This is a genomic window from Microvirga calopogonii (assembly GCF_003347665.1).
Classification (GTDB): domain Bacteria; phylum Pseudomonadota; class Alphaproteobacteria; order Rhizobiales; family Beijerinckiaceae; genus Microvirga; species Microvirga calopogonii.
In genome coordinates, this window is the sequence record NZ_QDGA01000143.1 from 1 (window position 1) to 10,913 (window position 10,913).

Annotated in this window: 8 protein-coding genes and 1 pseudogene; 4 read left to right on the forward strand and 5 right to left on the reverse strand. The window is 61.1% G+C overall.

Annotated elements, in window-relative coordinates:
* A partial coding sequence (locus DDF70_RS33450; protein WP_114948894.1) for an SDR family NAD(P)-dependent oxidoreductase occupies positions 1-536 on the reverse strand: 536 nt, incomplete at its 3' end.
* 1,250 nt (positions 537-1,786) lie between these two features.
* On the opposite strand from DDF70_RS33450, the gene DDF70_RS33455 reads away from it, so the two are divergent.
* A complete protein-coding gene (locus tag DDF70_RS33455) occupies positions 1,787-3,115 on the forward strand; it encodes an IS5 family transposase (RefSeq protein ID WP_114948895.1) in 1,329 nt (442 codons plus the stop codon).
* Between the two features lie 281 nt (positions 3,116-3,396).
* On the opposite strand, the gene DDF70_RS33460 is transcribed toward DDF70_RS33455, so the two are convergent.
* Entirely contained in the window at positions 3,397-3,579 is a 183-nt protein-coding gene (locus DDF70_RS33460; protein ID WP_114948896.1) for a hypothetical protein, read from the reverse strand.
* Between the two features lie 342 nt (positions 3,580-3,921).
* On the opposite strand from DDF70_RS33460, the gene DDF70_RS33465 reads away from it, so the two are divergent.
* Positions 3,922-5,031: an IS110 family RNA-guided transposase gene (locus tag DDF70_RS33465; RefSeq protein ID WP_114948897.1), complete on the forward strand. Its 1,110-nt coding sequence runs from the start codon at positions 3,922-3,924 to the stop codon at positions 5,029-5,031.
* A gap of 535 nt (positions 5,032-5,566) precedes the next feature.
* On the opposite strand, the gene DDF70_RS33475 is transcribed toward DDF70_RS33465, so the two are convergent.
* The 3 genes and pseudogenes from DDF70_RS33475 to DDF70_RS33485 form a co-directional block, all read right to left on the reverse strand.
* A complete protein-coding gene (locus tag DDF70_RS33475) occupies positions 5,567-6,613 on the reverse strand; it encodes a cytochrome-c peroxidase (RefSeq protein WP_114948901.1) in 1,047 nt (348 codons plus the stop codon).
* A 443-nt stretch (positions 6,614-7,056) separates the two neighbouring features.
* Positions 7,057-7,698: a DUF1826 domain-containing protein gene (locus tag DDF70_RS33480; protein ID WP_162820865.1), complete on the reverse strand. Its 642-nt coding sequence runs from the start codon at positions 7,696-7,698 to the stop codon at positions 7,057-7,059.
* Positions 7,688-8,888: pseudogene (locus DDF70_RS33485) on the reverse strand (GTP-binding protein). Before DDF70_RS33485 ends, DDF70_RS33480 begins: the two are co-directional and overlap by 11 nt.
* A gap of 314 nt (positions 8,889-9,202) precedes the next feature.
* Here DDF70_RS33485 and DDF70_RS33490 point away from each other — a divergent pair.
* Together DDF70_RS33490 and DDF70_RS33495 are read left to right on the forward strand one after the other, a co-directional pair.
* Complete coding sequence (locus tag DDF70_RS33490; RefSeq protein WP_114948900.1) at positions 9,203-10,141, forward strand: metal ABC transporter solute-binding protein, Zn/Mn family; 939 nt, start codon at positions 9,203-9,205, stop codon at positions 10,139-10,141.
* Positions 10,142-10,292: 151 nt separating this feature from the next.
* The coding region (locus DDF70_RS33495) for a CobW family GTP-binding protein (RefSeq protein WP_162820500.1) at positions 10,293-10,913 on the forward strand (621 nt) is incomplete at its 3' end.

Below are 10,913 nucleotides of genomic sequence, written 5' to 3' on the forward strand. Positions count from 1 at the left end.
TAGCCCGGCGCGATCACGTTGACGGTGACGCCCTTGTTGGCGTTCTCCTGCGCCAGCGCCTTGGCGAAGCCGATCACGCCTGCCTTCGCAGCGGAATAGTTCGCCTGCCCCATCTGGCCCTTCTGGCCGTTGATGGACGAGATGATGATGATGCGTCCGAAACCGCGCTCGCGCATGCCCTCGATCACGGGGCGCGTGCAGGTGAACATGGAATCGAGATTGGTGCGGATGACGGCAGACCACTGATCGTAGGTCATCTTGTGGAACATGCCGTCGCGGGTGATGCCCGCGTTGTTGACCAGGATGTCGACCGGGCCGAGTTCGGCTTCGACGGACCTGATGCCGCTCTCGCAGGATGCTGCATCGGAAACGTCGAATTTGAAGACCGGAATGCCGGTCTCCGTCTTGAACCGATTGGCGGCTTCGTCATTGCCGCCGTAATTCGCGGCAACCTTGTAGCCCGCGTCCTTCAAGCCTTTTGAAATCGCGGCACCGATGCCGCGGGTGCCGCCGGTGACCAATGCAACACGCGCCATGCTGTTTCTTCTCCCTATTGCGTTGATGGGATATCCTGCTGTCAGCTCTAACATAACCTTCCCGAACCTCGGGTTCGAACATCGCCGTGGGGCGCCGGCGACGTACTTTCGATAGGTTAAGGGCTGACCGTCAGGGCGCGATAAAGCGCTTCTCGGCTCAGTATGTTGGTGCGGCTCTGGCATGTTGCTTTCCTTACCTTTATCACATTGATTGTGTGGTTACTCAGACCTGAAGGATCCGGTCGGCAATTTCGGTGGCCGTTCGACGAGGACTTTGCAAAGGGCGTGCCAATGGCGCAGAGCACGAATGCAGTAGATGCATCTCGGCTTGCAATTCGGGGGCTGTGTCAAGCTCTGGGGGACGAGGTGCGGTTTGGCCAGAAAGTTTAACCGATCCAGGTCTGCCCGAGTGCGGCGGCCTATCGAGCGTTGTCGAAAAGAGCTACAATGGCTTTTGGCTGTTTGCAGCATGTCTGGCAGAAACGCGTTATGTCTTTGTGTTAGCGCTTCCGCGAGCGGACGCAGGCGCGATGGAAGTGCGCCAAGCGCTCACGCGGTGCTGATCCAGGGACAAGCGGAGTGGCATGATGGGTGGACGTTGCCCGTCTGAGACACGATCGCGCGCCTGCCGCTGCCCTCCGCTTCGCTCAAATTGGATCCTCTGGAGCGCATCTGGCCGTATGCCTAGCAAGAGACACATGTCTGGATATGGATGCGTGCTTGTAGTGTTTCTCGTCGTTGTTGGAATTGTTGAGTCTTCTCATGCGCCACATCGCTCGCCAGAAGCTCCATCAGTGCAGGGCCGTCGATGTGCTCAACAGCCGTCTCCGCATGATGGAGCTTCGCGGAAAGAGCCTTGCTATGTGGACAATGCACTCCGCTAGATCAGCGGCGCATACCAACAAGCGGAACGGCTCGCCCCGCGTCCCGGCAGGGACGTGTCAGCGCAATCACGGGCTAAACGGAATCCTTGAGAGACTACCCCCGGTGCGCCAATGGCTCTCGCAAATACGGTGCTATCCTCGACTGCCCGGTGCTCGCCCAAGCATGACGTGCTAAAGACCGAGGGGCAAGAGCATCGTCAACGTAACGGAGATATGGGCTCTGAAGGTGCTTTTAAGCTGAGGCAAGTCACTTAGTCGGCCCTAAATAACCCACAACTTGTTGGGACAGAAGGATTCTTCGTCGCCACGAAGCATTGTAAAATGCCAGCATCTGGGGACGGACCCGCTCAAACCTGGTGCTTTGCCATGGGACCCAAGCCGACAGTAGCGAGCTCCGGCGATCTCTACCGCAGCCGTCTCGACCAGATCCTCGATCCCCGCCACGCGTTGTTCCGCCTGGCGGATTTGATCGACTGGGACAGCTTCGATCAGGAGTTCGGCCGCTTCTATCGGCCCCTGGGGCGGCCCGCGAAGCCGACGCGCCTGATGGTCGGGCTGTCGTATCTCCAGCATGCCTTCAACCTGTCCGATGAAGCGGTGGTGCAGCGCTGGATCGAAAATCCGTACTGGCAGTGGTTCTGCGGTTGCGAGTATTTCCAGCATCAGCTGCCGTGCGATCCGAGCTCGCTGACGCGCTGGCGCAAGCGGCTCGGGCCGGAGGGACTGGAGACGCTGCTGGCGGCGACGATCCAGGCCGGGCTGGAGAGCGGCGCGGTGCGGTCGTCGAGCCTGGAGCGGATCAGCGTCGACACCACCGTGCAGCCCAAGGCGATCACCCATCCCACCGACGCCAAGCTGTATCTCAAAGCCCTGCAGGCGCTGGTGCGGCAGGCCAGGAAGTGCGGCCTCACGCTGCGTCAGGCCCACACGCGCCTGGCCAAACGCGCGGCCGTGCAGGTCGGCCGCTACGCCCATGCCCGTCAGATGCGGCGCATGCGGCGGGAGCTCAAGCGGCTCAAGACCTATTTGGGCCGGGTCTATCGTGATGTCGCCAGGAAAGTCGCCGCGGATGAGGTTCTCTCACGCCGGTTTGCTCCTCTGCTCGGCCTCGTGGAGCGCCTGCTGGTGCAGGAGCGCACGAGCAAGAACAAGCTCTACAGCCTGCATGCGCCCGAGGTGGTGTGCATCGCCAAGGGCAAGGCGCATCGCCCGTACGAGTTTGGCTCCAAGGTCGCACTGGCGGTGACCAACCGCGAAGGCTTCGTGCTCGCCTCCAAGGCGCTGGAGGGCAATCCTTATGACGGCCATACGTTGGACGCCACCATCGGCCAGGTCATCGCGCTGACAGGCGTCGAGCCGGAGCGGGCTTATGTCGACCAGGGCTATCGCGGGCATGATTATGCCAAGACGGATCGGGTGTTCATCACGCGACAGCGGCGGGGACTCACACCGACGATCCGACGGGAACTCAGGCGACGATCGGCGATCGAGCCGATGATCGGACACATGAAGGCGGACGGGCGACTGGGACGCAATCACCTGCTCGGAGCCGCCGGCGACGCCATCAATGCGCTGCTGGTGGCCGCCGGGCACAATCTGCGGCTGATCCTGAACTGGCTCAGGCTTTTTGTGGCCTGGCTCATGGCAGCTCTGATCATCTCATCCGCGCAACCGGATACTTCTCAAGCCGCCTGAAACCAACGCCCGCCTCGTGCCGCCGCATTATTCAGGGCCGACTCACTTACAATCACTGGCTTAGGAGCGAGCGTAAAGGACTCAAGCCACTCCGATATGCTGCTGAGCGGCGGCAAATCAGGATAAATCCTTGCGTCTGTGGCATGATCGCAGTGATCAAACCAAGCAGGGCCAGGAGGATGACCAGCTTCAGGACTCAGATGAACAGGCGAAGCTGGATCTCTTCGATCAGTTGGCGGTGAACGAGCCAAATATCAAGGGATGGCTCGGGGCTCGGCCGATCAGCGCTCGGGGACAATCTGATTGAGCTGGAGTGGGTCCATCCCGAGCCGCTCTGCCCACTCCTGTAAAGCGGAGTCATAGAGCAGTCCTAAGAAATGTCTCGAATGCTCCGCGGCGCGCTTGAGCTTGGCAAGTTCAGCCAACGCTGCCGTCATCAGTTCAAAATCACGATCTGCCATCATGCCACTTCCCCTTATGCTTTGTCAGCAACTATGGCCTGCTAGAGTCTCGGGGACAAGACCTCACGTTAAGCAGTGGCTGCTAGGCCGCGACGACCCTGTCTCAATCGTAAGGATATGCGGGCAGTGATTGTTGAATACTTTCAGGGTAGTCTATCGTGACATGTCTACCGGCTCAACAGTGAAGACAGATACCAAGGCAGCAGAGGTGCCCTACAAAAAAGAGCCCATGCCCGCCTTTAAGACCGTATGTCCGCCTGTGTTGAGGAAGAGGCTCGCCCTACTCTGCGCCTCCGAGGGTTGCTCGGGTGGTCCGAGCCGATCCTCACCGCAGGAGGACGAGCCATGGTACAGTCTACGGAAGTTTTCGTCGGAATCGATGTCGCCAAAGCGCGCAATGCCGTTGCGGTCGCTGATGGCGAACTGGGCGGTGAAGTTCGCTACCTGGGAGAGATCGATGCTTCCGCAGAGAGCATGCGGCGCTTCGTGAAGCGCTTGGCGTCCAAGTATGACTTCGTCCACTTCTGCTACGAGGCTGGCCCGACCGGCTATGGCCTGCACCGGCTCATCACCAGCCTCGGCTATCCCTGCGCAGTTGATGCCCCCTCACTCATTCCGCGCAAGCCCGGCGATCGGGTCAAGACCAACCGGCGCGATGCAATCGCCTTGGCCAAACTTCTGCGGGCCGGCGAGCTCACGGCGGTGTGGGTCCCCGATGAAGGTCACGAAGCCATGCGCGACCTGGTCCGCGCCCGCGCTGCGGCGGTCGAGAGCTTGCGGGTGCATCGCCAGCAGGTCAGTGCCTTCATGCTCAAGCATGGGCGCGTCTACCCACGCAAGACAGGCTGGACCATGCGCTACCTGCGCTGGCTGCAGGAGCAGACCTTCGATCATCCCGCTCACCAGATCGTCCTGCAGGAGAGGGTCGAAGCCGTGCGGCTGGCGAAGGAACGGGTGGAGCGGCTCGAGCAGACGATTGCAGAATTCCTGCCTCATTGGTCTCTGGCACCGCTCGTGCGGGCCCTGCAAGCGTTGCGCGGCATCGATCTGGTTGTCGCCGTGACCTTCGTCACCGAGGTTGGGGATGTCAGCCGCTTCGAGAACCCTCGTCAGCTCATGGCCTATCTGGGCCTGGTTCCGAGTGAGCGTTCGACCGGCGAAACGGTGCGGCGCGGCGGCATCACCAAGGCCGGGAACGGTCGGGTTCGGCACATGCTGGTGGAAAGCGCCTGGACCTATCGGCACCCGCCGCGCATCGGCACAGTCAAACTCTACCGGCTGGAAGCGACGACACCGAAGGTGCGCGAGATCGCCTGGAAGGCTCAGACGCGTTTGAGCGCCCGCTATCGAGCCCTCAGTCGACGGGGCAAGAAGTCAACGGTGGTGTGCACGGCCGTCGCTCGCGAGCTCGCCGGCTTCATGTGGGCGGTCGCCCGGGAGGTCCAACCCGCCTGATCTGCCCCAGCGGCAACATCTCCTTCTCATGCAGAGGCGGGGGCGGGACACGGCAGGGGAAAAGCCCGTCAAACGCTTTGTGGCCGACCATGGATCGACGCCCGCTGTAAGATCGGACCAGCCCCGGACGCACACTCGGGAATGCGGTAGCCAATCCGCGCATCAGAGCTTGATCACCGACGGCCTTCAGGTCTCGTTCCCACCTCTGCGTGTTCATCGATACGGGCCCGCTCTCCGCAGCGGCGGGATCGTTGCGTCAAAATCGTTGACAGCGGACATCAGAGCGTCATGTTCCAACCATTTCCTGAATGGACAACCGCTGAGGAACAGATTGGACTCACCCTGCCCTTTCCGGCACTGGTCGCTTCTGCCTGCCGCTGCCACGGCAACGCGCTTCATAAACGCCCGTGCCTGCAGCCTCGACCGATCAGGGTCTTGCATCGGCTGAGGGCTGCCTCACCCAAGCTACTCTCTCAACAGTCGGTCGCGCGGCACCTAGAGGCGTTGTAGGGGCCGTCGGTTGGGCCGGGATCAGTCAGCGCAGGCTGTTCTGCCTCCCGACCGCGTCGCCTTGCTCCAGCGAGTTCTTGACTAGCGGCTCGGGCCGCGGCGTCTGCTCCGTGCTTGGCGGCAGGACAGGTAGCTCTATGCGAGGTTGCTGGCCTGTGAGGGTGCGCAGGAAGGCAGCGATGTCGCTCGTCTCCTGAACAGTCAGCTCCTTGCCGAGCTGTGCTACACCCATGATTGCTACCGCCCGCTCCAAGTTCCAGACCTTGCCGCTGTGGAAGTAGGGGGCGGTCAGCTCGACATTGCGCAGCGGTACCGCACGGAAGACGTATTCGTCGCTGGTGGTCCTGGTCACAGCGAAACGGCCCTTGTCTTCGGGAGGCAGAACCTCGCGGCCTGGGCGCTCTACCGCGCCAAACAGGAAATAGTCCTGCCCACCGAGATTGATGCCGCGGTGACAGGCCGTGCAGCCGGTCTCCATAAAAAGCTTGAGCCCGTGCTTCTCTTGGTCGTTCAGAACGGCCACATTGCCCTCCAGAAACTGGTCGAACCGTGAGGCCGGCGTGATCAGAGTCGCCTCGAAGGCCTCAATCGCCTTGGCAAGATTGTCAAAGGTGACCGGGTCGTTCTCTCCGGAGAAGGCGGCCCTGAAGCGGTTCTGGTATTCGGGGATGCTCTTGAGCACGTTGACGACGTGCTTGGGGGAGGCTGCCATCTCGCTGGCGCCCTGGATCGGCCCCCTGGCCTGTGTGCGCAGGTCCTGGACACGTCCGTCCCAGAACTGCGCTGCGTTGAACACTGAATTGAGCACAGTCGGCGAGTTTCTCCGCCCCTTCTGCCAGCCATGGCCCATGGAGGTCTCAACGTTGTCGCTGCCGCCCGCCGCCAGATTGTGGCAGGAGTTGCAGCTCAGGATACCGGAGGCGGATAGGCGCGGGTCGAACCACAGCATGCGGCCGAGCTCGGCCTTTTCGCGGGTGACGGGATTCCCCTTGACCTCGGGCACCATGGAAGGAATCGGCTTGAAGGCATCGTTCGCGATCTTGCGCAGTTCCTTGACTTCCTGCTGGCTCATCGCGGGCGACGGCGCCGACGTCGCAGATAGTTGAGCGCATGCTTCAGGAGAGGATGCGCCCAGGGCGAGTACGGCGACAAAGGCTCCGCTGGCGACACTGGCGAGAAGGGGCTGATTCATTTTCAGGCTCCACGATGCCGGGATGGGCTGAAGGTGGCTATGACGGGCAGGGACGGCTACATAGGACGGTTGCAAGATCTGTGCCTGATTGTACGGTAGCGAAGCATGTGGAAGAACGTGCACGTTGGGACGAACTGTTGACTCCTCTAAGCTCTAATCGGCTTGGCTCCGGTGCCTGAAAGGTCGCACACCGAGGACACTGGGGAGCGCCCCCGCTGTGAAGCCTCGTGGACCCAGGCAACGCCACTGAGGACGACGAGAGAGTATCCGAGAGCCAGCGCAAGCCTGAGACGTCTGTTCATGAAGCTCTCCTTGGTTGTGGATCAGGACGGACGAGGGGCTTCGTTGATCGCAAGGGAGAGCCTGGCGATGTCTTGTCCGTCGATCGCCGGCGAGCGGTGCAGAACACCGGGATGGCCCGCCGTTGCGCCGCAACATCCGCGCATAATGGCAATCCATCCCCGCTCAAGCTGTCTGACTTGGCCGCTTGGGATTGGCGAGCTCGGCGGGAGTGCTATGAGAGCATGGGGTGGCACCCACTCGGTGCCGGAACCGCGATAAGTGGTGACGAGCCGGTAGCGCACATTGTCGACATGGAAGTTGCGGCAGACATCATTCTCGGTGACCTTGAGGCGCAGGCACAGACGCTGAGCTCCTGTGAGCTGAGAGAACATCAGCCCGAGGAAGCTCAGGTCATTGCCGAGCCACTCCGCCAGCCAATCCGCGCCGATCCCGGCTTTTGCCAAGCGCAACTGCACCTCGCGCTGTAAGGTCTGGAGATCACCCTCGAGCCGCAATCGCGGGAGACGATGCACCGGCAACGCGTCGAGTCCAGCGGCTACAACCGGATCGAGCGCTCGCGGCAGGATGCCGATCGGTCGGAACTGGAGGGTCTGCCGCGTCAGCCTCTCCTCGACGCACATTCTGTGATGGGATTCAGGACGGATATCGAGTTCAGGCTGCATCAGCTTTCCCCCATAATGGGAAGGGATCACGCAGTTGCCGATAAGCATCGGGATCGAACTGCGTCGCTGTTAACGCTGCGATCAGGCTGTCATCAAGCACCGCACGAATGGCAGATTCATCCATGCCAGTCCCGATCAACACCAGCTCTTGGCGCCGGTCGCCCCAGAGGGCGTCTCCATTCGGGGTGATCAGGCCAGTGCTGTTTGGGAATCGCGCTCCACCAATGGCCCGTAGCCATCATGCGTACGGTAGCGCCTGCAGGCGAGAACTCGACGACCCATCTTGGCCGCGTAGCGAGCCAGAAAAGCCCCTTGGCCCGGATTAGCCCCGGCAATGTGGCGTTGATGAACGCGCGGAACCTCTCGGGGTGAGACAGACACCGTGTTCGGTAGACGAAATTTTGAATGCCGTAATCTTCCGTCTCCGGCAAATGCTCGGCATGGCCGTATAGCTCCTTGGACCAGGGCGGATGCTGCTGCCTCTTCCCCTCATCAAACAACTTGGTATTGAAGATATCGGAGAGACCCACTTGCCCGGAGGCGGTCTCAATGATGCGGTCACTTGGATTGAGGGCTACAACAACCTCGTGCACGAGATCGAGCGCTTCAGGTGTAACCTCTGTGACCTTGTTGAGGATGACGACCTCTGCAAACTTCATCTGCTCCAAGAACGGATGCACGAGGGTGTCTTCGTCGGCCTCGCCTGACGTTTCGCCGCGATCCCGCGGGAAGTCGTTGGACCTGCAGTCCTTTAGCAGATGGGCGGCGTCCCCGACGGGCGCTATGGTACCTAGACGGGCCACATCAGAGCGGTTGTTCACGTCCTCGTCACGGAAGGAGAATGTACTCGCCACCGGCATGGGCCTGGCGATCCCGGTTCCTTCGATCAAGAGGTAGTCGAACCGGCCCTCGTCTCTTAGGCACCGCACCTCGACCAGGAGATCGCCGCGCAGCGTGCAGCAGACGCAGCCATTAGCTATCTCCACCAGCTTCTCATCCATGCGGGCGAGATTGGCGCCGCTCTCGCGAATCAGATCGGCATCAATGTTCACCTCGCGCATGTGACGGACGATTACCGCCACGTTGCGGCGCTTGCGGCTGTTAAGCACTTGATCGAGCCGGGTGGACTCGCCGATGCCGATGAACCCGGAAAGCACGGCGCCGAGCGCGCGGCAGGGAGCAGATATCATGGCAGTCTCCAGCTTTGGGCGTTGCGGCTGCATCACGGATAGTATACTATACGTAATAAGTACTGTATAATATACGTCAAGGTGGTTTCGCATGAATTTTGCAAAAACGGACTGTGAGGCTGCTGCCCCGCCCAACCTCAACTGCACACAGGAGCGGGTTCATCGGCTTCTTACCGAGGCTCGGGTTAGGCGTCGCCTCGCGGACTGGAGCCGATCCCATGCCTTTCAGTTCCAGAACACCGCCGTCGACACCAATGGCCTTTGTGCCACCTGAGGCCCTTCTTTTCGATCAGGAACCTTTGAAAGGACATCTTATGATCAGTCGTCGCTCTGCCCTTGCCGCTCTGGCATCGATCACCTTTGTCCTCTCCGGCATCCTGGCCCTAGCACAAGCATCAAAGCTCAAGGCAATCGCCTCATTCTCGATCCTAGGGAATCTCGTGCACCAGGTAGGCGGCGATCGCGTCGAGGTGATGACACTCGTCGGTCCCAACGGGGACGCCCACGTCTTCCCCCCGCCGACAGCGTACGCGACAAAGGTCGCCAATGCTAAGATCATCTTCGTCAACGGACTCGGGTTCGACGACTGGATCAACTGCCTCGTCAAATCCTCCGGCAGCACGGCATCGCTCGTGATCGCCAGCACTAACGTCAAGGCGATCAACGGAGAGGAGGAGCATGACCATAGCAAGAGCGAGCACAGTGATGCTGGCCACGACCATGGCAACCTTGACCCACACGCGTGGCAGGACGTGGCAAATGCCAAGATCTATGTCGCGAACATCCGCGACGGGCTGATCAGGGCCGATCCTGCTGGCAAGGGAGCCTACGAGAACAATGCCAAGAGCTACCTCACCAAACTCGATATGCTCGAGGCCGAGGTAAAGGCCCGCGTTGCCAAGATCCCGCCCGAGCGACGCAAGATTCTCACCTCCCACAACGCCTTTCGGTATTTCGAGCACGCCTACGGCATCGACTTCGTTGCTCCCCAGGGGGTCTCGACGGAAGGGGAGGCCTCGGCGGCGGATGTGGCTAAGATCGTCAAGCAGATAAAGACCGAACACATTACGGCGGCGTTCGTCGAGAACATCTCTGATCCGCGGCTGATCGAGCAGATCTCCAGGGAATCGGGTGCGAGGATTTGCGGCCCCCTCTTCTCCGATGTCCTCTCCGACCAAAGTGGCCCGGCCAGCACGTACATCGATATGATCCGCAACAATGTGAACGCCTCCCAGGGAGCTCTATCGAGCTGATCCACGGGCATTCTCCCTCCAAAGACGAGAGGTACTCGCATGGCAAGGAGTTGGGGCGAACCTTCGACCATCTCCACGCGGGCACCATCATCTCACCTCGGGGCGCGCCTGCGCTCCCCTGCAGGAAGAACTCGAGATTCGGAGCCGCTCCATGACCGACAAAATTCCCGTCACCGTCCTCACAGGCTATCTCGGCGCCGGCAAGACCACCCTTCTCAACCGCATCCTCACCGAGCAGCACGGCAAGAAATATGCCGTGATCGTCAACGAGTTCGGCGAGATCGGCATCGACAACGAACTCGTCGTCGGCGCCGACGAGGAAGTGTTCGAGATGAACAACGGGTGCATCTGCTGCACCGTGCGCGGCGACCTGATCCGCATTCTCGACGGGTTGATGAAGCGCAAGGGCAAGTTCGACGCCATCATCGTCGAGACCACCGGCCTCGCGGACCCCGCTCCGGTGGCCCAGACCTTCTTCATGGACCAGGATGTGTCCGACACCGCCCGCCTCGACGCCGTGGTGACGGTCGCCGACGCCAAGTGGCTCTCCGACCGGCTGAAGGACGCGCCGGAGGCGAAGAACCAGATCGCCTTCGCGGACGTGATCATCCTCAACAAGATCGATCTCGTGAACGAGGCAGAGCTGAACGAGGTCGAGGCGCGCATCCGCGCCATCAACCCCTACGCCAAGGTCCACCGCACCCAGAACTGCGCCATCCCGATCTCGGAAGTGCTCGACCGCAAGGCCTTCGATCTCGACCGGATCATCGAG

Coding starts and splice junctions, on each gene's coding strand:
- DDF70_RS33475 (WP_114948901.1), bottom strand. CDS start 6,613: ATGAGCCAGCAGGAAGTCAAGGAACTGCGCAAGATCGCGAACGATGCC.
- DDF70_RS33460 (WP_114948896.1), bottom strand. CDS start 3,579: ATGATGGCAGATCGTGATTTTGAACTGATGACGGCAGCGTTGGCTGAA.
- DDF70_RS33455 (WP_114948895.1), top strand. CDS start 1,787: ATGGGACCCAAGCCGACAGTAGCGAGCTCCGGCGATCTCTACCGCAGC.
- DDF70_RS33490 (WP_114948900.1), top strand. CDS start 9,203: ATGATCAGTCGTCGCTCTGCCCTTGCCGCTCTGGCATCGATCACCTTT.
- DDF70_RS33480 (WP_162820865.1), bottom strand. CDS start 7,698: ATGCAGCCTGAACTCGATATCCGTCCTGAATCCCATCACAGAATGTGC.
- DDF70_RS33465 (WP_114948897.1), top strand. CDS start 3,922: ATGGTACAGTCTACGGAAGTTTTCGTCGGAATCGATGTCGCCAAAGCG.